Genomic DNA, 22,662 nt, shown 5'->3' with positions numbered 1-22,662 from the left:
GATGATAAATAGTCATGAATAACTATTTACCGTGTTTAATAGTATCTTCTGCAGAGATTTGACGGGGATGTGATTAATAATTTCCGCAGCAAAAGCGTTAATCAATAACTTGCGCCCATCGCTTTGATTAATTCCCCGACTTTGAAGATAAAATATTTCATCATCTTCCAATTGACTAACCGTAGCACCATGAGCGCACTTCACATTATCGGCGGTAATTTCCAATTGTGGTTTAGTATCCACTCTGGCTTGTGGTGATAGCAGTAAGTTGCGATTTAACTGACCTGCATCTGTCAACTGGGCTGCTTGGGGGACAAGAACTTTACCATTGAACACCCCGTGAGCGCGATCGCTTACAATACACTTATGTAATTGTCTGCTTGTACCATGGGGATGATTAAGTGCGATGACACTGTGAGTATCAGCCAACTGCTTCTGAGAAATCATCGTCAAACCATTAAGAATAGTTTCAGTTTGCTCACCAGTTTGGAACACTTCCAAATTGTGGCGAGATAACTGGCCCCCAAAAGTCACAGCATGACAAGTATATCGACTATCACGAGCCTGAGTGACAGCAGTCTTCCCAACATGAAAAGCTTCTACACCTTCACGCGCTAACCGAGTATGATTCACCTGAGCATTATCACCCAGCCAAATTTCCGTTACCGCATTAGTCAGGTAAACCGGCGTCTTCTGAGTGTTTTCCCCGTTTCCAAACCCAGTAAAAGTAAAATCTTCTACCAAAGTTATACTACTACTAGACTCCGCCACTACCAAACAACGAGGCTGATAAATGCACCCTTGCTCACCTGCAGTATTGAGAAACAACAGATGAATAGGCTTCTCAACGTTGACATTTTTCCCCACCCACAACACCGCCGCATCAGAAATTCCAGCAGTATTAAGAGCAGTAAACACCTCCTGTGAACCCTCAGCTTTTGCTAAATAGGGTTTAACACGCTCCTGCTCAGAGGGGGACAAACCCGCCAAATTACCGACCACAACCCCAGGGGGTAAATCTGCAACTGCGGATAAATCCGGCGCATAAACACCATTAACAAACACCAAACGACTGTTAACAGCTTCTGGTAAAGTTACAGCCGAGATATCAGCTGATTTTAATTGTGTATCTACATGAAACTGTACTCGGCGTAGAGCTGACAAGTCAGTAAAACGCCATTCCTCATTCCGGGTAGTGGGGATAGTAGCATAACGTAACCCATGATCTGCAATTGCGCGTAACTCTTGTAACCACTCCTGGGTTGGGGTGGAAATTACCTGATTTAATAACCCAGTCAGAAAATCATCCCTATCCCGCAGACCATGAGAGTTAGAAACGGGAAGAGACTCAACTTGAATAGTCATTACACACCCACCTCAGCAGCTTCTAACACCCAGTCATAACCGCGAGTTTCCAGTTCTAGAGCCAAATCTTTACCACCACTGGTGAGGATTCGACCCCGTGCCATGACATGGACAAAATCCGGGACAATATAATTAAGTAATCGTTGATAGTGAGTAATCATAATGGTGGCATTTTCTGGATTGGTTAACTGATTCACGCCATTAGCCACAATTTTGAGAGCATCAATATCCAAACCCGAATCAGTCTCATCCAGAATACTCAATTTTGGTTCCAGTAGAGCCATTTGCAGAATTTCATTGCGCTTCTTCTCACCACCAGAAAAGCCTTCATTGAGACTGCGATTGAGAAAAGCCGGATTCATTTTCACTACATCCAACTTTTCTTCAATCAAATCATCAAAATCAAAGGCGTCCAATTCCTCCAAACCTTGAGCTTTGCGGCGAGAATTGTAAGCTACCCGTAAGAAATCCAAATTACTCACACCTGGAATTTCCAAAGGATATTGAAAGGCTAAAAACACACCAGATCTGGCCCGTTCCTCTGGTTCCATTTCCAGCAAATTCTCACCTTGGAAAATCACCTCACCACCAGTCACTTCATAAGCTGGGTGTCCTGCTAACACCTTAGAAAAAGTGCTCTTACCAGAACCATTTGGTCCCATAATCGCATGAATTTCTCCAGATCGCACCTCAAGATTTAAACCCTTGAGAATTGGAGTTCCATCAACATTAGCCGTCAAGTCCTTAACTGACAGCACTACTTCGCTATTTTCAATAATCATGTTCTCTCTTGTGTTGTGTAACTCTACCCCTGTGTGCTTCTTTCATCAGCTAGTTAATTTTCCTAGCCCTAGTTTGACAATTATCCAACACTACCTTCTAATTTCAGACTCAAAAGCTTATCCGCCTCTACTGCAAATTCCATAGGTAGCTGATTAAACACATCCTTACAGAAGCCGCTAATCATCATAGAAATAGCATCCTCTGCGGAAATCCCTCTCTGGGCGAAGTAAAACAGTTGGTCTTCACCAATCTTAGAAGTAGAGGCTTCATGTTCTACTTTTCCGGTATTATTTTGCACCTGGATATAAGGGAAAGTATTGGCATGGGCATTATCCCCAATCAGCATCGAATCACATTGAGAATAATTTCTCGCCCCTTTGGCTGTGGGATTAATTTTCACTAAACCGCGATAACTGTTACTAGATTTGCCTGCGGAAATTCCCTTGGAAATAATTGTGCTGCGAGTATTTTTACCAACATGAATCATTTTGGTTCCCGTGTCAGCTTGCTGCATATTATTGGTGAGGGCCACTGAGTAAAACTCACCCACAGAGTTATCACCCACTAATACACAGCTAGGATACTTCCAGGTAATGGCTGAACCTGTTTCTACTTGAGTCCAAGAAATTTTAGAGTTAATGCCTTGACACAAACCGCGCTTGGTCACAAAGTTGTAAATTCCCCCTTTACCATTCTCATCGCCGGCGTACCAGTTTTGGACAGTGGAGTATTTAATTTCGGCGTTGTCCAGGGCGACTAGTTCCACTACAGCCGCGTGTAGTTGGTTGCTGTCATACATGGGCGCAGTACAACCTTCTAGGTAGGAAACATAGCTACCTTCCTCAGCGATAATCAAAGTCCGTTCAAATTGTCCGGTGTCACCAGAGTTGATGCGGAAATATGTGGACAGTTCCATGGGGCATTTTACGCCTTTAGGAATATAAACAAAAGAACCATCACTAAATACAGCGCCATTTAAGGCTGCAAAGTAATTATCCGCTGCGGGGACAACGCTACCCAGGTACTTGCGCACAAGTTCGGGGTGTTCTTGGAGGGCTTCGGAAATTGAGCAAAATATCACTCCATCTTCCGCTAGTTTTTCTTTAAATGTCGTAGCAACAGAAACACTATCGAAAATCGCATCAACGGCGACATTGGCTAGGCGCTTTTGTTCCGATAGGGAAATACCCAATTTTTCAAAGGTTTCTAGTAGGGTGGGGTCTACTTCATCCAAGCTGTTAAGTTTGGCTTTGGCTTTTTTGGGGGCAGAGTAGTAGATAATATCCTGATAATCGATAGGCGGATACTTGACGCTCGGCCAAGTTGGTTCCGTCATTTTTTGCCACTGGCGATAACATCTGAGCCGAAAATCTAACATGAACTGTGGTTCGTTCTTCTTGGCTGAGATTAGGCGAACAATATCCTCGTTTAGTCCCCGGGGGATAGTGTCGGCTTCAATATCGGTGATAAAGCCGTACTTGTAGGGTTGGTTGACTAAGGTTTTGACAGTGGCACTCATCGGTATTAATCTCTTGTGTTCAGAACTGCAATGGTGGAATCGGTTGACTGATATCTCTTTAAGGATGGGAGACGGGCTATGGTGTCGGCCTATTCCTGGCTGGTGTGACCCAGTGGTTACACGTCTGTTAGAATAGAAATTGGGGAGTAAAACAACTTATGAGTTGTTTAAGTTATTTTCATTTTACGCTAAATTAACAACAAGAATGTTGTTAAAGTCCAATTTTCTAAAAAAATTTTTGGGGACGTTCGCGCAGCGTCTTGTAGGGAAAATGGAGATTACTCACCAAACCTCGACAAAGCAAGATATTCTGGAGTATCTGCTCAAACGCTCACAAGCAACTGCTTTTGAGTTGGCGGAAGTTTTAGATGTCAGCAAGCAAGCCATCCGCCGTCATCTGAAGGATTTGGAGACGGAGGAACTGGTTCTGTATACATCTGTACAGGTAGGAATGGGGCGACCGCAACATATCTATAAGTTGAGTCCCCGGGGACGCGATCGCCTGCAACGCCGTTTAAGCACTCACCAAGCCGACCGCTACGGCGAGTTTGCTGTGTCGCTACTGGATACTTTAGCGGAAACTGTAGGCCGTGACCAGGTTAGCTCGATTTTACAGAAACAGTGGGAGCGTAAAGCTCAAGAATACCGCGATCGCTTGGGTAAAGGTTCACTACAAGAACGTGTAGCTAATTTAGTCAATCTCAGAAAAGCTGAAGGATTCATGGCCGAATATCACTGCGTCGAATCCTCCCAAGAAGATAGCTTTATCTTTATGGAACATAATTGTGCCATTTCTAATGTGGCTGAATCTTTCCCTAGCATTTGTGGTCATGAATTAGAAATGTTTGCGGCGGTGCTTCCAGATTGTCACGTAGAGCGCACCCATTGGATTATCAATGGTGAACATCGTTGTGGCTATTTGGTGCAAGCTCGGCCACAACCAGCTAATGAATAAATCATGGCTGAGACTGGATTACTAATAATTGATAGATAGGTGTGACAACTAAATAGATGGATATATTACCACAGCAACCTTCAGCACAATTTCTCACTTTAGAAGAGTCAGCACAAGTTGATGCGGCTTTGTTGTCTTCTGCGGAAAAGTTTCTCACCAGACTGACAATTTCATCCCTGAAACTTTTACAGCATATTGCCCAAGAATACGGTGTTGCCATGGAAGACTTAACCACACAGCAACTAATTACTTGGTTTGAAAAGGATGCCAAAATTAAGCGAGAGCAAGGAATTGAAGCTTCATATTTGAAGTGGTAAAAATTCCCTACCACAATAAAAAGTACCTTAAAAAAGGTACTTCTAGTGATGAACTTTATGTAATTTTAAGTACCATATTTAAGTCCGATAATTGTTAGTTCTAGGACTGCGAGCACCTACAACAGCACCCATAAGAGCCGCAGCTAAACTTAACAGGGAACCCAACACAAACCACCACAAAGCTCTAGAAGTAGCCGCAGCAATTTGCCGGGCTTGTTCAGCAGTTACAGCCATTTCCGGAGGGGGAGCGCCTAGTTCAGGTGCAGGTACACCTAGGGCAATATTGGGAGCCACCACGCCAAAAGTACCCCATACTCCTGTTGCTAACAACCAAGAACTCAGGGCGATAGTGGTGGCCCAGAGAATTGCACCGTTGAGCAAGGCTGTATTTCGATTCATGGGGCCACAAGTACGAGTTGTCACCCAAGCACCAATGAATAATGAAATTAACAAAGCCAGGGTTGACCAAACTCCTACATTAGCAGCAACATCCGGGGCTATAGTTCTGGGCGCTCCTGAACCGGCAATCGTACCTGCGCCGATGGCGCCAAACAGGGAACTCAAGATTAATTGAGTAGCTAGAGCTACCAGTACACCGGCAATGATCGGTCCCCAACGCACCCGGTCATGGTATTCGGTAACTCTACCTGCTAATGTCGGTTCATTGATCACATCATCGCCTACGCGATTTATGTATGACATAGTTGATTTTCTCCATTGCTGTGTCAGCAAAGTTTTTCTCAAATATATTCATTTTTGCAGTCATGCTTATGCTTTAAATTAAATTCCCATATCTAATTTTTCATATCTATCAATAGCATGAGTTAATTACTCTATCTTCAGTAAGATTAAATGCCCTTAATTAATAAATTGATAGGTAATTTATTGATTCTTTATGTCTTGATTTCTTAGAGGATGTTTGGAAAGTATTAAACAGGTAATTTTTATATTAGGGAACAGGGAACAGGGAACAGGGAGCAGGAAGCAGGAAGCAGGGAATGGGGGACACTCCGAAACAATAAAATCCAGTCCCCTCCCCTTACAAGGCTATTCATTACTCACATCTTTCTTAACAATCTTGAAACATTTATGTGGCAATGGTTTCAAGGCTTGAAAATTTCCCTACTCTTGACAAAATGTACCTTATTATTCTTGATAAAACCCTTATTTTATTGAGAATCATCAACGGAGGATTAAGGTTTGGGGGTTTGCGAGCGATCGCTCTCACGAATGTTAAGAAAGATCCGGGTAATGGATAGCCTTACAAGGGGAGGGTTAGGGTGGGGTCAAACAATAGTTGATACACTAATCATGACTTATCAAACATCCTCTTAAGGTGATCCGAGGTGGAAAAACCGGTTGATTTTTTCCTGTCCTGAATCAGTAATGGCACCTTGAATCACATCAGTTGTGGTTACAATCATAAATTACCCCCATAATGGCAGATTAGTCTGTGACGGATGTGTCTGGCTGATTCTCCGTCATCTATATTGTAGTAACATCAATGACTTGGCTAACAGTGGAAATACTAATAACTTCTGGGGTTGTGTCTAAATACTTTATTAATTGGGTATAGTGAATACTTTATATTGAATATCAAGTTGGGCTATATTCTCCCATGAAAAAGTATGTGAGTTAAGCAGATATTTAAGTTTCCATAAAGTAAATTAATATGCTTTGCAAAACTTAAAATTTTTGTTTTAATGGACAAAAAAACATCCCCTATAATTTTCGCAATTTTACTATGTACAAACCCATATCACTTGTAGTTAGTATTCTCTGCTTAGGACTGAGTAGCGTTAGCATCCCCTCCATGGCGCAGGCCCAAATACTGATGGCTCAAACCAATAACTCCCAAGTCAGAAGACTGTTTGAGGAAGGGCAGAAACTGGTAAGGGCCCAGGACTATAATGGAGCGATCGCCGTTTATCAACAAGCGGCTAAGATAGAACCAAGGAATGCGAGAATTCATTCTGGGATAGGCTACTTGTATGCTAAACAAGGAAAGTTTCAACAAGCCCTAGCTTCCTATCGTCGAGCAATCGCCATTGAGTCTAACAATAGTGATTTTCACTATGCTATCGGTTACATTAAAGTTAACTTAGGTGAGATTCATCAGGCTAAAGAATCTTACCGCCGTGCTGTCCAACTTAACCGCAGCAATTTAAATGCCTACTTGGGATTAGGTTTTACCCAAGCCCGTCTGGGAAACTTTACAGCAGCTAATTGGGCCTACGAAGAAGCAATTAAACTAGATCCGAATAATCCCCAGACTTATGAGTTGATGGCTAAGATGTATCAACAGCAAAGAAATACAACCCGCGCCAACCAATTACTACAGACAGCCCGTAACTTATATCAACGGCGAAATGACTCCGCGGGAGTGAATAGAGTTAATGGGATGTTGAGAGACTTAGGGGGCTAACTAACTGGTAACTATAGTTTGAGTTTCACCAAGCATTTTTGACAGCACCCCAGTTACTAGCAATTGGCATTCGCCAACCAGTACCAAAGGCGCGGTCAGTAATTTTTAATCCTGGGGGTGCTTGTCGGCGTTTAAATTCAGCACGTGCAACCATTTGAATCACTTGATTGACAATGACAGGATCATGGCCGGTAGCCATAATTTGGGCTGCTGATTGGTGATTGTGGATGTAGCGTTCTAAGATGTCATCTAAAATGTCATAGGAGGGTAGAGAATCTTGATCCAATTGTCCGGGTTTGAGTTCAGCGCTGGGTGGTTTGGTGAGGATATTTGCGGGAATGATTTCCCTATCACGATTTAACCAATGGCACAGTGAATAAACGCGGGTCTTGGGAAGATCAGCAATTACAGCCAACCCACCATTCATATCACCGTAAAGGGTGCAATAACCCACTGCCATTTCTGACTTATTGCCAGTAGATAATAAGAGATAATTGAACTTATTAGCGATCGCCATCAATAAATTACCACGAATCCGGGATTGGATATTCTCCTGGGCAATGCCAAATTCAGTACCTGCGAATAAATCAGCCAAGGTATGATCGAACCCTGACATTAATTCCCCTATTTTTAAGATAGTAGTTTGAATGCCTAAATTTTCCCCTAATGCCAAAGCATCACTGACAGAATGTTCTGAGCTGTAAGGAGAAGGCATCAGGACACCGAGGACATTTTCTTTACCCACCGCAGCGGCGGCGATAGTTGCTACTAATGCCGAATCAATTCCCCCACTTAACCCCAGCAAAACTTGAGAAAAATGACATTTTTGGGCGTAATCCCGCACTCCCAAGACCAAGGCCTGCCAAATTTCCTCCTCTTGTGACTGATATACAGGTGCTACAGAACTCAATTGTAAATCTCGCTGGGCTTGGTCAAATTCAACTATGACCAAATCAGTGGTAAAACCACGAGCACGACAGACAATTTCACCTTGACGATTTAAAGCAAAACTACGACCATCAAAAATTAAATCATCATTACCTCCTACTTGATTAGTATAAATAATTGCTTGGGAAAAACGTACTGCACTATGTTGGAGCATAGATTCCCGGGACTGCTGTTTCCCTAGACTATAGGGGGAAGCTGACAAATTGACAATCAAATCTACACGCAAAATCGCTAAATCAGCAATAGGATTAACAGCATAATTACGTTTTCCAAAAAACTGTTCATCGTTCCACAAATCTTCACAAATAGTTACACCAATATCAAGATTATCTAGGGTGAAATAATTAGCTTGTAGTCCTGGTTCAAAATAGCGGTTTTCATCAAAGACATCATAGGTGGGTAAAAGTCGCTTATGAAAAATTTGTTTTACTTGCCCATCTCGCAATAAGGCAATGCTATTAAATAAACTTTTTCCCCCAGTACTATCAGCTTTTAAATTGGGGGAAACAGTTCCTACTAATACATATAAATTGGGTGGTAAATCTGTAGCTAACTGTTGCAATTTCATCCCCATAGCGGCGACAAAACTAGGATTTAGTAATAAATCTCGCGGGGGATAGCCACACAGGGAAAGTTCTGGGGTTAATAATAAACGTGCACCTTGAACGGCTGCTTGTTGGGCTGCTTCTAGAATTTTCTGAGCATTATTGGACAAATCACCAATAGTAGGATTTAGTTGAGCGATCGCAATTTTCATGATTGGTATATAGCAATTATTTCCCGTGTGAGGTACACCATATAATGAATTACCCACAGATGCACAAATATGAGGTAATCGCACTAAATAAACACTAAAGGTTTATCTTTAAAAGGAGCAAAAGCCTCTGGATCAAACTTATACAGAGTGGCGGGACGACCAGCACCCCGTGATAATTTAATTCCCGTATCGGATAAAAAGCCTAACTTGAGTAAACGCGCCCGAAAATTAGAATAGTCGGCGAAATTATCCCCTAAAACTGCCGTGTATAATTGATATAAATCATTTAAGGTAAAATTAGCTGGCAAAACATCAAAAGCTACGGGACTATACTCTAACTTATTTCGTAAACGTCTGTGTCCATAAGCCAAAAGTTGATTATGATCAAAAGCTAATTGGGGTACTTCTTTAATTGGATACCAAGCAATACCCGTGACTTTATTGGCAATTAATTCTGCTTCTTCAAACCTAACCAGAGCAAAGTAACTTACTGATAGATAACGTATATCATAACCATCAGTAGCTTCTCTGGGGTCTCGATTGGGTCCGCCAAAGGTGTATAATTGCTCTAAATAAAGATTCTTTACTCTAATTTTCTCGGACATAATCCGATAAGCAGCATCTTCTAAAGATTCTCCTCGACGTACTAAAGTACCTGGAAGACTCCAAGAGTTTAAATATGGTTCCTGCTGTCGCATAACTAAAAGCACTAGCAGCCTATTTTGGGCGGTATCTACAGAAAAAATGACATTATCAACACCAACCTTAAAATCAGCCAAAGGTTCTTGATTTAGCGGAGTTGGTATCTTTTTGGGGTTGCGTCCTGGCATTTGTACAAATGCTGTTGGTGAATATAATCGACAATGGGGGGAGTTAGAGCTTGGGTATCTCCATGTTCACGATAGGCTGTGGAAGAAACATCTATACCAGTTAAGCTAGCGATGGCAATTTCACCACCGAGATTTTGCACCGGTTCCAAGTTATACTCATCTATCACATATCCTGGTCGAGGTACAACTAGCAGCTGCACTTGCTGCAACAAGTTTTCAATCCGATACCATTGCGGTAACTGATGTAATAAATCTGAGCCAATCACCAAAGTAAACTCAGTATCATCACCCCAACGAGTCTGGGCTTTTTTCACAGTTTCCAGGGTTCTGAAGCTACTCAAATCCTGTTCTAAAGCAATATTACGCCGCTGTGTGTCAATGTCCGCAATCAACAATTGCAGCATTGTTGCCCGATGTTCTAAAGGTGTTTGATGACACTTAAAAGGATTATCAGCCGCCCAAACGGCTACCCAATCATAACCCTCAGATAACCATCTGAGAATGTTTTGATGTCCAGCCGTCGGCGGATCTGCACTAGTACCAAACAAAGCGACTTTCATATTTTACCTCTGGGTAATTTACCTATCACTTGAATTTAAATAGAAATAATTAATACTCTAGAAGAGTCTAATCCTCCGTAGCAGTTACCATACTAGAGCATTTTTCCCACTTCCTAACCTTTGTTATAGTAGATTTTACTATATATAATGTCAAATCATCCCTGACATAAAGTTATATTAGTCCGCTAAACCTAAATTTTGCCATGGGGCTTATTTGCGAAATTGCCATTATTTAACTTAATTACAATAGTATTTTTTACCAAAAATTGCTGATAATTTTTTGTTAAAAAACTAAAATATTAACATAATTAACACTGACTCAAAATATAAACTGTTGCAAAGATAACCAAATAAAGATTACACATATTTTCAATATGTTGCAGTTTTAATCTAGTAGAGAAAATCACCACTAAATTAGATGAATCACAACCAACGCGACTCACAAAGGAGTCTCATATGGCGATTTCAAACAGATTGGCTAGCATAATGCAGTATGTTTCTGAAGCCGTGATGCGGATTTTTACACCTACTGACGATGCTTATCCGGTGATTGGTGTACAGCCATTTACAGGGGAACCCTATAGACGTAGAACAGCCAACGGTTGGTAGTTCTGGAAATTCCACACTGAATCAAGCAGACAATTCTGATATCCCCCTCCTCCCTAGGGAAGAGGGGGTACTACTTTTTACCGCATATCGTAGCCGAACAAATTGGGATCTACCTCCCCTAACTTTAAATTCGCTAAACCATACTCAGCCCAGCGTCTATCTACCATCGCAGCTATATTGGGGTCTGACTCCAAAGGTGCGCCCCATTCGTGGTCTGTTTCGGGTGGTATTTTCGTAGTCGCATCAATACCCATGCGTCCACCTAAACCAATTTTCTCACTAGCAAAATCTAAGGTATCAAAGGGTGTATTAGGCAAAATAAATACATCCCTAGAGGGATCAACTTTGGAACTGATAGCCCATACTACTTGACGCGGATCACGAATATTGATATCTTTATCAACCACAATCACAAATTTAGTATAAGTAAATTGGGGTAAGGCACTCCAAAAGGCTAAAGCAGCTCGTCGCGCTTGTCCCGGATATGCTTTGTCAATGGAAATAACCGCAGCTTTGTAACTTAAAGCCTCCATCGGTAAGAAGAAATCGACAATTTCTGACACCTGTTGCCGTAAAATGGGAGTGTAAATCCGATTGAGAGCGATCGCCATCATCGCTTCTTCTTTGGGGGGACGACCGCTAAATGTGGTTAAGTAAATCGGGTTTTTCCGGTGGGTCATACATTGGAAGCGAATCAAAGGCGAATCTTCCACACCGCCGTAATAACCCATGTGGTCACCAAACGGTCCATCTGGTAATACTTCCCCTGGTGTAATTGTCCCTTCTAAAACAAATTCTGAATCAGCGGGAACTTCTAAATCTACAGTTTTACATTTAGCTAAAGTCACACCGGAACCCCCGTACAGTCCCGCAAATAACCATTCCGATAAGTCTACGGGGATGGGTGTAGCAGCAGCCATAATAATCAAAGGGTCTACACCCAGGGCGATCGCCACTTCTAACTTTTTACCACATTCAGCAGCCTTGCGTAAATGTCTGGCTCCACCCCGCACAGATAACCAGTGAACAGTCATCGTATTGTGAGATTGCAGTTGCAGACGATATACACCCACATTGGGCGTACCTGTTTCACAGTCCTTAGTAATTACCAATCCCAGGGTGATAATCTTACCAGCATCGCCTACATACGGACGTATTAAAGGTAACTTATTTAAATCTAAATCCTCCCCTGCAACTACCACCTGTTGACAAGAAGGGAAAAAGTCTCGCCCTGGTTTTGCCTTGACCACATCAAACAGCACCTTCCCAAAGTCTATAGCTTGGGAAATCTTTTTTGGTGGTTTCGGTTGTTGCAGCATACCCAGCTTTCTCCCCAGAGTTTCCAACTCTTCTGGATGCTGCATATTCATTGCCCAGCATATCCTTTCCACAGTTCCCATCAAATTAACCGCCACCGGGAACGATGCGCCTTTGACGTTCTCAAATAGTAACCCTGGCCCACCTTTTTGTAGCATCCGGTTGGAAATTTCTGCAATTTCTAATTCTGGGTCAACTAAAGCGGAAATTCTCTTTAATTGTCCTCTTTCTTCCAGAATTTTGATGAATCCCCGTAAGTCTCTGGCCATGGTTCTAATAAAAGTGAATATTTAAGAAATGCAAAGCGTTCTCTTATTATTATTCATCATTAGCTTTAACTAAGCTGTCCCACTCATGTTGCAAATCAGCAAAAACTCACCATTACCTACAATAACTTCGACACAAAGATGATGTCCTGACTACCTGTGGAATGATTATTCTTCTACGTCTAGTTTATCCTCATCATCTTCTTCCTGATTAGCCTTGGACACTGAATTAGCAGAAACAACAGCCCCCATATCGAGCTTTTGACGTACCAAGTCTTTAATTTGTTGAACAAATTCCGGCTTTTCTTCCAGGTACTTGATAGCGTTATCTCGACCTTGGGAAATATTCTCACCGTTGTAACTGTACCAGGCTCCCTTGCGCAGGATCACCCCTGTTTCTTCTGCTAAGTCCACCAGACAACCCAAGGTAGAAACTCCTTTACCAAAGATAATGTCAAATTCTGCAACTCTAAAGGGGGGTGCTACTTTATTTTTGGCGACTTTAACTTTGACACGGTTGCCAAATTCTTCGTTACCTTTTTTTAAAGTTTGTATGCGGCGAATATCCAGACGCACGGAAGCATAAAATTTCAAGGCGTTACCGCCAGTGGTGGTTTCTGGACTACCGTAGGTGATACCGATTTTTTGCCGCAACTGGTTGATAAAGATAACTGTGCAGCCAGATTTACTTATGTTACCTGTAATCTTACGTAGAGCCTGGCTCATCAACCGTGCCTGTAGACCAACGTGGGTATCACCCATATCCCCTTCAATTTCCGCACGAGGAACTAGTGCAGCTACTGAGTCAATGACGACAATATCAACGGCGGCGGAGCGCACCAGCTGATCCACAATTTCTAAGGCAGATTCCCCAGTATCTGGCTGAGATACCAGCAAATTTTCAATATCTACACCCAAAGCCCCAGCATAAGTCGGGTCTAGGGCGTGTTCAGCATCAACAAAGGCCGCAATACCATCTTGTTTTTGCACTTCGGCGATCGCATGTAGTGCTACGGTAGTTTTACCGGAACTTTCTGGTCCGTAAATTTCAATTACCCGTCCTTTCGGCAAACCTCCACCCAACGCCAAATCCAAAGTCAAGGCTCCTGTAGAAATTGTTTCTACTCGCATCCTGGTAGCATCACCCAGGCGCATAATTGCTCCTTTACCGAAGCTGCGCTCAATCTGGTTGAGTACTATATTTAATGCTTTTTCTTTGTCAGAACTATTGGTTTTGGTAGCCATTATTGCCTCTAAATATACAAATTATATTGATTTTAGGTATCTGGGGATAGGCGTTTCATTAGAACAGATATACTATTTTAACCAGAAAATTCTGTTTTACTTCTGGAAATAATCAAGATGTCCACATAGTAACCTGATATCCTGCAAATGGGGTGAGTAATTCTACATATTTTAAAACACTTTTTTCTATGTATTATTACTTAGAATTCTAGGGGATTTATGCCATTGTGGCATCCTGAGCAATCCTAGAATCATCCTCAAAATTGTCATTTTGTCACATTAGGCACGTGTACTGAAAGTATTACCCCCTATTGGTGTACCCAAATCACCTATGGCTGGGGAGTGAACTGGAGTTATGCATGATCATGGGAGTTTTTCCGGTTAAAACTCAAAGTTCTTGTAGTAACTACCAGTAGGAGTATATCAGAGTGGAAATCTCAGGAACTAACTGACCAGCCATTGTCAAGAATTCATCTTTGCTGTTTACTAAATGAACTTGAGGAAAATTTAACCAGGGACTTTTGCAACTACTAACTTAGGGTACATCAATATCATGAAACCGTTTCTTTTCGTCACCGACCTAGATAATACCTTTGTGGGGGATGATAACGCCTTAGCAGTACTGACCCAATCACTGACACACCATCGTCAAGAGTATGGTACTAAGATAGTTTATGCTACAGGGCGATCGCCTATTCTTTACCGTGAACTCCAGCAAGACAAAAATCTCATGGAACCGGATGCTTTAATTCTGTCTGTAGGCACAGAAATCTATCTCCATGGTCAGGATACACCGGATGGGGGTTGGTCAGAAATTCTCTGTGCTGGGTGGGACCGCCAAATAGTATTAGATATTGTCAAATCTTTTCCTGAGTTGGTACTACAACCGGACTCAGAACAACGGGCTTTTAAGGTCAGCTGCTTCCTCCAGGAAGAATTTGCTACCACTATCCTACCTCAACTAGAGGCAGAGTTGGTTAATTCTAAATTAAATATTAAGTTAATCTATAGTAGTGGCATTGACCTTGACATTGTGCCTTTTAGTAGCGACAAAGGTCAAGCCATGCAGTTTCTCCGTCAAAAGTGGAACTTTGCAGCCGAAAGAACAGTTGTTTGTGGCGATTCAGGTAATGATATTGCCTTATTTGCTGTAGGTGAAGAAAGGGGAATTATCGTCGGGAATGCGCGAGGGGAGTTACTCCAATGGTACAAAGCATATCCCGCTGAATATCGTTATTTAGCACAAAACACTTGTGCAGGTGGAATTCTCGAAGGGTTAAAGTATTTTAGGTTCTTACAATGATTAGCTATCTTAAAGGGATTGTCGCTAGTGTGCAAACAGTGGGAACAAGTCGGGTCATCTTGACTCTTGAGGTTAATGGTTTGGGGTATGATTTGCAAATTACCCAACGCCTAGCAAAGCAGTTACCCGATGCGGGAGTAGTGACACAAATCTTTACCCATATGCAGATTCGGGATGAAGTACCGTTTCTCTATGGCTTTGGTTCGGCCGCAGAACGTGACTTGTTCCGCCATTTGATTAGTGTCAGCGGTATCGGTACAGCTTTGGCGATCGCCATGTTGGACACTTTAGAATTACCAGAGTTAGTACAAGCGATTGTCGCTGCTAATATCGAAATGTTAATTCAAACCCCCGGAGTGGGTAAAAGAACTGCAGAACGCATCTGTTTAGAATTGAAAGCCAAGTTAATTGAGTGGCGTAAATCAGCAGGGTTTTTTGTCGCCACCGGTGGACCACCAGCACGAATTTTAAAAGATGTGCAAATGACTCTTTTCGCCTTGGGATATACCCCCCAGGAAGTTAGTCACGCTTTACACGTAGTCAGTGAAGATATTGGACTGACAAAAGATGCTTATGTAGAGGACTGGATTAAACAAGCGATCGCCTATCTGAGTAGCAGTGAGGCAATCAGTCACCAGTTATGATATAATTTGCCCACCCCATCCCCCAACCCCTCCCCCTCCACGGGGAGGGGAGTTAAGTAAGTTATCCGTCATCTGTATTTATGTCTCCAGACCCTTACAACTGGATAGAATCATCTTTAGCCACTATTCACAAGGCTAACTGGTATCGTTCAGTGCAAACCATCCAGGGTCGCCCCGGTGCAACTGTGCTGTTAGGGGGGGAAGAGGTGATTAATTTTGCTAGTAATGACTACTTGGGCTTGGCTGGGGATGAACGCTTGAGCCAAGCCGCCATTACTGCGGTGCAACAATGGGGGACTGGTTCCACTGGTTCCCGGTTACTCAGTGGACATAGGGAAATACACAGAGAATTAGAAACGGCGATCGCCTGTTGGAAACAAACAGAAGACGCACTATTATTCAGTTCTGGCTATCTAGCGAATTTAGGTGCGATCGCCGCTGTAGTAGGTAAACGTGATTTAATCTTATCAGACCAGTATAATCATTCCAGTTTGAAAAATGGGGCAATTCTCAGCGGTGCAGACTTCAAAGAATATCCCCACTGTGACATTACAGCCTTAAAAACCCAATTAATTCAACACCGCCCCAACTACCGTCGCTGTTTGATTATCACCGATAGCGTCTTTAGTATGGATGGTGATTTATGTCCTTTACCAGAATTATTAGATATAGGAGAGCAGTTTAACTCTATGCTCCTAGTAGACGAAGCCCATAGTACGGCAGTACTAGGGAAAACCGGCGCTGGGTGCATGGAACACTTTAACTGTACAGGTAGAAATGTCATTCAAATTGGCACATTAAGCAAAGCCCTGGGAAGTTTAGGCGGGTATGTCGCCGGAAGCGCCACCCTCATTGACTACTTACGCAATCGCGCCCCTACTTGGATTTATACCACAGCCCTTTCACCCCCAGACACCGCTGCAGCCTTAGCAGCCATTGCAATAGTCCAACAAGAACCCCAACGCCTGGCGCAACTGTGGCGGAATGTAGACTATTTAAAACATTTACTCTCCGCAAAATTACCACACCTAAAAATACTACCCACAGCATCGGCTATCATATGTATACAGTTACCTAGTGCAGCTGTAGCCTTGAGGGTTGGTCAACAGTTAAAAAGCCAAGGTATTTTTGCGCCCGCAATTCGTCCCCCCACGGTTCCCACCAGTCGCATCAGAATATCCCTCATGGCCAGTCATGAATTAGAACATATAGAAAAATTAGTTTCTGTTTTAATGAGAATATCCGCAGGTTTCTAACCCCCTTCTCCCCGTGTAGCATCCAACGGAATTTTTCAACCCAGAGCGATCGCTTCAGGTATTATCATAGTGCTATACCCTCTCGAATCAACCATGACTTACACACCTGATGATGTTTGGCGCTTATTAGGGGAGTTGATTGTAGCTCAAAAGGAAACAGAGCGCCGCTTTCAAGAAACAGAACACCGTTTTCAAGAAACTGAGCGGTTTCTTAAACAACAAGCTCAAGCAACTGATAAGCAGATTAAACAGGTAAGTCAACAACTGGGTAAATTAGGTAATCGCCTAGGGGAGTTTGTAGAATGGCAAGTACGCCCTGCTGCAGTAAGATTGTTTCGAGAACGGGGTATTGATGTCCATGAACTTCACCCAGGGTTGTCTACGCAACGAGGGGATGAGGGTTTGGAAATTGATTTATTAGTAGTAAATGATACCGAAGCGGTGTTAATTGAGGTGAAGAGTAAACCCAATCAAGCCGATGTGGATAAGCATTTACAGCGGTTAGAAAAGTTTAAGCGCCTTATGCCTCGGTATAGAGATGTACAGGCTATGGGTGCAGTGGCGGGGATGGTGGTTACTAATGAGGTACGGGATTATGCTTATGGTCAAGGTTTATTTGTCTTGGGTCTGTGCGGTGATGATGTGGTGATTTTAAATGAGCCGGATTTTCAACCCCGGAAGTGGTAATAGGAGTTTGGAGACGGGGGTTTGTAAGGCCTCCCTGGGTGGCGACTATATCTGTTGTTAAACGCAAAGGGGCGCAAAGGTTGGCGCAAAGGTACGCAAAGGTTTATTTTCTATGGCTTTGAGAGGGTGGTTTCTAACCCCCGTCTCCCCGTGTAGCATCAAACGGAATTTTTCAACCCAGGGCGATCGCCTTTCTGGTCAGGGGAAGACATCTGATTAACTATATTCATGGTTTCCACACTTACACTACACACCCGCATTAATAAATCTATGACCTGTTCTTTATAGTCTGCAAACCGGTAAGTGTTGAATTTTTCTGCAATGGTGGGGTCTTTGGGTTTCTTCTCCTTATATTGATCTAAAATCCACTCCAAGGCGCAACGATTGCCCAGCATATATTCCCATGCTATACTAGGTACACCTTGTAATGTGGTCACATCATCTAAGATAATACTTCCCTGGGTTTTATCAGCCTTTAACTTCGCCTTGGGTGTGGTTTGGTTACCCTTTAAAGGAATATCAACCCGACTGAGTTTGTAGGGTGTGACGGTTTCATAGTTGATATGTAAATCCATCAGTTGTTTTCCCCAGTCCACCCATTGGGGAAATTTGTCATATAAAGGTAACCGGGGGAAGTCCCGTTTTAGGTTGAGTTCGTATTTTTGGCGGTACTCTGGGTTATGTAGCACCCCATAGGTGTAGTGGAAGATATCTATTTTAGTAATTGTTGTGTCTTGGTAATGGGTGTGAATTTGTTCTAGTCCCCAGTCGGTGATGTTATCTGTGCGGTTTCCTTCTTGGTCGTAGCGGTACAGGGGGAGACATTGAGAATCACCTGTTAGGTGTAAATCAATTAGTACATTAGAACTAAGACAGTGAAAATATTTACTTGAACCAATAGCTGAGAAAGCTATAACCTTATTCTGACCATTTAAATTTTGTGAAAACATCTCATAGTGATTTTGAGTCAGTCTATGATTAAATATTTTTTCTGTGTAATGATATAGCTTAAAATATGGTCTATATAAAGACAACTTGATCAACTCTCGATTAAAAATAACTTTTATACCATTATTGAAATAACTTATTAGTGAAGAACTCCATTTAATATAATTATCTATATTTTTTGAAGCAACACAAGAGTTATACACTTCAATCATGTTTTTCATTTTCTTGATTAAATCTGATTGATTCAAATCATAAACCCATTCATCTCTTGTAGTTTCTACACCCCTAGAAAACAACTTAAATACAGCTTCTTCTCCTTTACCTGCTTTCACACCCTTATCAACCACAGGTAAAAGACTATCAAAATCATTATCAGTTTGATTTATCCAGTTATACTTTTTATCCGGTGTAATATGCTCAAAAGGAATTTGATTAAACTTGGTATTAGATAAAAATCCTAACTTCTCACCTGCTGTTTCAAATTCGGGACGACGAAGATAAAATATTTGACATCTATTGAAATCAGTATCTGGTTTTTTCACCATCAACATAATAGCTACACCAGTTTGAATCCCAAAAACATTATGTGTAGTCCCTGAAAGTTTGGGATTTTTCCTGACATCCCCATGTAAATCTATAACGTAAATGTAATTAAAATCATCACTGACAGACTTTCTGAAACCATCAAATGTAATACTATCAATAAAAGAACTGTTACAAACAAAAGCAATAATCCCATTATTACCCAACCTATCAGACGCCCATCTAATAAACCGGGTATACATATCATAGAGGACAATATTATTTTGAGCTTGACTATATTTAACGTAACTTCCCTTAATTAACCTATCTATGGCCTCATAACCCCGATTAGCATTATCATCATTAAAATTCTCCTGTTTAGCATTATAAGGAGGATTGCCAATAATCACCGAAATAGTTCTATCATTCTGTCTTTTAATCCTCGCTGTATTCTCCACACTCATCGCAAACAAATCCATCTGCTTACCCACAAACAGGGTATTATCTAAAGTATCCACAAAACAGATATTTTCAAACTCCTCATACACCCCCATCTTCTGCTTATAGGTGTACTCAATATTCAAATTCGCAATATAATAAGGTAAAATCGCCACCTCATTACAGTGGATCTCATGCTTATACTTGTACTCTAAGCAATGAGCAGGTAAATAATCAATCAACTCAGTCACAAAGGTTCCCGTACCCGTCGCTGGGTCTAAAATCTCTACATCCCTATCAGCTAACAACTTTCCAAAATGTTTATGTACTAAAAAGTCGGTGCTTTCAATCATAAACCGGACAATCTCGTTAGGAGTATAGACAATTCCCAACCTGTCCGCTGCTTTGGGGTTATAAGCTTTATAAAAGTTCTCATACAAAGACTTGAGAAATCTCTGTTTTTCCTGATGATTAGCAATATTAGCCGCAGTGCGTCGAATGACTGCATAATATCTTTCAATACTCCCTAAAGCATTACGCTTCACACTTCCAGTAAAGAAGGTAGCAATTACCCCTTGTAACTCCCGTGCGACATTGTTTTCTGTGTGAAACTGAGATTCGTTAAAAATATTGAGAAAAATATCCTCTGTGAGGATGTGCTGAATCATCATTTCCCGAATATCAACTAAACTGATTTCTGGGTTAATGGACTCCTGACAGATTGACCAAAACTTATTCCTTGCTGTTTCAAATTTACTGTTAGTTTCCCCTTGACTATCAATCAAATCTCTGAGATAATCTAAGATAGTGGGTAAATCTTGCCTAAAACTATCTATAGCTGACCGAAAATCTCTAACCTCCGGTCTGACATAATTAATAAAGTTGGTAATTAGTGCATCTAGAGCTTCAGCATCTTTCATCGATACCCGCTGGGTTTCTGTGGCGTTTTGAATTAAAACCGCAGTTTGGGAATCTTCAAAGAGGATGTTACTACTAGGATAGCCTTTATTTAACTTTTTGTCTATTTCTTCGTCTAAGTTATCATATTGGTCTTTACTTTCCCAGTAACCCCAATCTAATCGCAAGGCATCTTTAACGGTGCCATCGGGATAAACTAGTTTACCATTAGGTAATTTAAAATCCAATTCGGGAATTAGTAGAAAGTCTCTGGGTTTGCAATATTCATTCAAGAGGTTTTGAAAAGCCACGCGAATAGAAGTTTCTTTACGGGAACCGCCAAACTGAATAATTTTGGCTACTTCTGCTTGGTACTGACTAATCAAAAGTCTGGACATGGGGAAACTAGGGAATATACAAGGGCAGAAATTTAAATATAGGCGATCGCTGTTAGTAATTTAGCAGACAGTTTATTAAAATTTATACAAGTGTAAATAACTTCAAGTTGGAATAAGTGTAAGTTTGTCATCTATCTTAGGGTAGAGATAAAACCCCCCATCTGATCTGTGATCTATTCGTTTATATCTACTATCTGTTGTTAAACGCAAAGGGGCGCAAAGGTTGGCGCAAAGGTACGCAAAGGTTTATTGGCGGTCTAGACTATGATCACATACATGATTTTCTAGTCATATTTATCTGACTTTCGCTATTAGACGGGGGTTTCTCACCCCCGGTTCTGGGTGGCGATCTGCTTGCAGCAGCGCTTCGCTATCGCATTTAGCAGCACCGATTAGGCGATCGCCTAGGTGCGCCTTCAATGCACCAGTCAACTATTACGGAAGTTCAATCAAAATCCCTGAAAGCCTAATTTTTTGGTTCTGAACCTCGGTTGCTTGGTGTATAAGGGTTTCAGGAGTTTTACTAGTATGCTAAAGTCCATTTCAGCCGTTAAGTTTCTTGAACCTCGGAAAGTGCCTCTAGACTTCTTACTGAGTAAGTGTTTAAAATAGAGGGGTCCCCACTCGCTGGGGACATCAATCGAATGGAAACGACATACAGACCTGAAACGAACTGTTCGTTTTTAAAAGAACGCCCCACTCCCTGGGGACACCATTTGAATGGAATCTGTGTGAGATATAGATCCGGGGGTTCAAAACCCCCGTCTGATAGCTAAAGTCGGATAAATCCGACTAGATTTGAATATGGTTAGCAAGTAATTTAGTCAGTTTCAACTGACTTTAGGTATCAGACAGAGAATTTATTCTCTGGCTAAACTTGATAACTATATTTCAGGTTCTGAGAAGATGTTTGGAAAGTCATGATTAGTGTATCGAATATTATTTGACCCCACCCTCCGCAATTTATGATCTACAGTTGCATTTTTCTTTAAAATATAAGAGGATGTTTGATAAGTCATGATTACTGTATCAACTATTGTTTGACCCCACCCTAACCCTCCCCTTGTAAGGGGATGGGACTGGATTTTATTGTTTTGGTGTGTTCGGTGTGTTACCCATTCCTCATTCCCCATTCCTCATTCCTCATTCCTCATTCCTCATTCCCTGTTCCCTGTTCCCTGTTCCCTGTTCCCTAATATAAAAATTACCTGTTTAATACTTTCCAAACATCCTCTAAGATTCAATATTTGAATCTAATAAATAATTCACTGATTTACTGACCTGCTACTACTGCATCAAAAATTGCTATTTCCTCAGGTGATAAATCATTTAATGTACCCGAAACAGCTTCTAATACAAGAATTTTATCTATTCTTCTCACCAATTCATCCTCGTGAATTTCTCTCATTTCTTCTGGTGAAAACTGTCCAAATAAATCCACTAACATTGCAATCATCTCACGTTTATTTAACTTAACTTGATACAAACTATTCCCCCGCATCAACTTCTCCACAATGGGAGATATCCGGTTATGTAGCTCCTGATCATAATTGAAAACTTCCTGCATAATTCCTCTGCATAAATCAACTGATGATCTCAATTATAATTAAATCCTCTGGGCGTTACCTGTGGGTTCACTTCCGCACCCCTTGGAGTTAAAAAAAAGGGTAGAC

At 41.6% G+C, this 22,662-nt stretch carries 20 protein-coding genes; 8 read left to right on the top strand and 12 right to left on the bottom strand.

Translation table 11 applies throughout. The annotated features are described in order from the left end of the window. Nucleotides 1-12: 12 nt before the first annotated feature. The 3 genes from sufD to sufB all read right to left on the bottom strand — a co-directional run bounded on the left by sufD (nt 13) and on the right by sufB (nt 3,667). The gene (gene sufD / locus IM676_RS17590) at nt 13-1,365 is read right to left on the bottom strand and encodes a Fe-S cluster assembly protein SufD (RefSeq protein WP_200988076.1); all 1,353 of its coding nucleotides are present in this window, start codon (nt 1,363-1,365) and stop codon (nt 13-15) included. Next, entirely contained in the window at nt 1,365-2,147 is a 783-nt protein-coding gene (gene sufC / locus IM676_RS17585) for a Fe-S cluster assembly ATPase SufC (RefSeq protein ID WP_200988075.1), read from the bottom strand. The genes sufD and sufC overlap by 1 nt, the downstream gene beginning before the upstream one ends. Before the next feature lie 80 nt (nt 2,148-2,227). Beyond that, nucleotides 2,228-3,667, bottom strand: a complete 1,440-nt coding sequence (sufB, locus tag IM676_RS17580; protein ID WP_200988074.1) for a Fe-S cluster assembly protein SufB — start codon at nt 3,665-3,667, stop codon at nt 2,228-2,230. Nucleotides 3,668-3,938: 271 nt separating this feature from the next. Between sufB and sufR the strand changes: the two genes are divergently transcribed. Both sufR and IM676_RS17565 read left to right on the top strand, forming a co-directional pair. Then, a complete protein-coding gene (sufR, locus tag IM676_RS17570; protein ID WP_200988072.1) occupies nt 3,939-4,622 on the top strand; it encodes an iron-sulfur cluster biosynthesis transcriptional regulator SufR in 684 nt (227 codons plus the stop codon). 56 nt (nt 4,623-4,678) lie between these two features. After that, a complete protein-coding gene (locus tag IM676_RS17565; protein WP_200988071.1) occupies nt 4,679-4,939 on the top strand; it encodes a hypothetical protein in 261 nt (86 codons plus the stop codon). 78 nt (nt 4,940-5,017) lie between these two features. Here the strand turns inward: IM676_RS17565 and IM676_RS17560 are convergent, their stop codons facing one another. Beyond that, nucleotides 5,018-5,641, bottom strand: coding sequence for a hypothetical protein (locus tag IM676_RS17560; protein WP_200988070.1), 624 nt, complete (start codon nt 5,639-5,641; stop codon nt 5,018-5,020). Between the two features lie 1,042 nt (nt 5,642-6,683). Between IM676_RS17560 and IM676_RS17555 the strand changes: the two genes are divergently transcribed. Continuing rightward, nucleotides 6,684-7,364 (top strand): tetratricopeptide repeat protein, encoded by a 681-nt coding sequence (locus IM676_RS17555; RefSeq protein ID WP_200988069.1) that lies wholly within the window; start codon nt 6,684-6,686, stop codon nt 7,362-7,364. Between the two features lie 25 nt (nt 7,365-7,389). Here IM676_RS17555 and IM676_RS17550 read toward each other — a convergent pair whose 3' ends face one another. From IM676_RS17550 to IM676_RS17540, 3 genes are all read right to left on the bottom strand, one after another. Then, entirely contained in the window at nt 7,390-9,069 is a 1,680-nt protein-coding gene (locus tag IM676_RS17550; RefSeq protein WP_200990263.1) for an NAD+ synthase, read from the bottom strand. An 83-nt stretch (nt 9,070-9,152) separates the two neighbouring features. Further along, complete coding sequence (locus tag IM676_RS17545) at nt 9,153-9,899, bottom strand: NUDIX hydrolase (RefSeq protein ID WP_200988068.1); 747 nt, start codon at nt 9,897-9,899, stop codon at nt 9,153-9,155. Then, complete coding sequence (locus IM676_RS17540; protein ID WP_200988067.1) at nt 9,860-10,459, bottom strand: nicotinate-nucleotide adenylyltransferase; 600 nt, start codon at nt 10,457-10,459, stop codon at nt 9,860-9,862. The genes IM676_RS17545 and IM676_RS17540 overlap by 40 nt, the downstream gene beginning before the upstream one ends. A 456-nt stretch (nt 10,460-10,915) precedes the next feature. Here IM676_RS17540 and IM676_RS17535 point away from each other — a divergent pair, with 456 nt between their 5' ends. Beyond that, nucleotides 10,916-11,068 (top strand): nicotinate phosphoribosyltransferase, encoded by a 153-nt coding sequence (locus tag IM676_RS17535; RefSeq protein WP_200988066.1) that lies wholly within the window; start codon nt 10,916-10,918, stop codon nt 11,066-11,068. Nucleotides 11,069-11,145: 77 nt separating this feature from the next. Here IM676_RS17535 and IM676_RS17530 read toward each other — a convergent pair whose 3' ends face one another. Together IM676_RS17530 and recA are read right to left on the bottom strand one after the other, a co-directional pair. After that, the gene (locus IM676_RS17530) at nt 11,146-12,654 is read right to left on the bottom strand and encodes a UbiD family decarboxylase (RefSeq protein WP_200988065.1); all 1,509 of its coding nucleotides are present in this window, start codon (nt 12,652-12,654) and stop codon (nt 11,146-11,148) included. A 165-nt stretch (nt 12,655-12,819) separates the two neighbouring features. Continuing rightward, on the bottom strand, nt 12,820-13,896 hold the full coding sequence (recA, locus tag IM676_RS17525) for a recombinase RecA (RefSeq protein WP_200988064.1): 1,077 nt from the start codon (nt 13,894-13,896) through the stop codon (nt 12,820-12,822). A 553-nt stretch (nt 13,897-14,449) separates the two neighbouring features. Here recA and IM676_RS17520 point away from each other — a divergent pair. From IM676_RS17520 to IM676_RS17505, 4 genes are all read left to right on the top strand, one after another. Continuing rightward, the gene (locus tag IM676_RS17520) at nt 14,450-15,199 is read left to right on the top strand and encodes a sucrose-phosphate phosphatase (protein ID WP_200988063.1); all 750 of its coding nucleotides are present in this window, start codon (nt 14,450-14,452) and stop codon (nt 15,197-15,199) included. Beyond that, nucleotides 15,196-15,843: a Holliday junction branch migration protein RuvA gene (gene ruvA, locus IM676_RS17515; protein ID WP_200988062.1), complete on the top strand. Its 648-nt coding sequence runs from the start codon at nt 15,196-15,198 to the stop codon at nt 15,841-15,843. The genes IM676_RS17520 and ruvA overlap by 4 nt, the downstream gene beginning before the upstream one ends. A gap of 80 nt (nt 15,844-15,923) precedes the next feature. After that, a complete protein-coding gene (gene bioF, locus IM676_RS17510; protein WP_200988061.1) occupies nt 15,924-17,099 on the top strand; it encodes an 8-amino-7-oxononanoate synthase in 1,176 nt (391 codons plus the stop codon). Nucleotides 17,100-17,192: 93 nt separating this feature from the next. Beyond that, nucleotides 17,193-17,786, top strand: a complete 594-nt coding sequence (locus IM676_RS17505) for a hypothetical protein (protein WP_200988060.1) — start codon at nt 17,193-17,195, stop codon at nt 17,784-17,786. Between the two features lie 158 nt (nt 17,787-17,944). Here IM676_RS17505 and IM676_RS17500 read toward each other — a convergent pair whose 3' ends face one another. The 3 genes from IM676_RS17500 to IM676_RS17490 form a co-directional block, all read right to left on the bottom strand. Beyond that, nucleotides 17,945-20,989, bottom strand: coding sequence for a type ISP restriction/modification enzyme (locus IM676_RS17500; protein ID WP_200988059.1), 3,045 nt, complete (start codon nt 20,987-20,989; stop codon nt 17,945-17,947). Nucleotides 20,990-21,283: 294 nt separating this feature from the next. Next, nucleotides 21,284-21,421 carry a hypothetical protein gene (locus IM676_RS17495; RefSeq protein ID WP_200988058.1) on the bottom strand — a complete coding sequence of 46 codons (138 nt, stop codon included), beginning with the start codon at nt 21,419-21,421 and terminating at the stop codon, nt 21,284-21,286. Between the two features lie 841 nt (nt 21,422-22,262). Next, nucleotides 22,263-22,556, bottom strand: a complete 294-nt coding sequence (locus IM676_RS17490; RefSeq protein ID WP_200988057.1) for a hypothetical protein — start codon at nt 22,554-22,556, stop codon at nt 22,263-22,265. Between the last annotated feature and the right edge of the window lie 106 nt (nt 22,557-22,662).

The organism is Anabaenopsis elenkinii CCIBt3563, from assembly GCF_015245355.1.
Classification (GTDB): domain Bacteria; phylum Cyanobacteriota; class Cyanobacteriia; order Cyanobacteriales; family Nostocaceae; genus Anabaenopsis; species Anabaenopsis elenkinii.
Note: the sequence above shows the minus strand (reverse complement) of the source record. Positions and strands in the feature narration are given on the sequence as shown.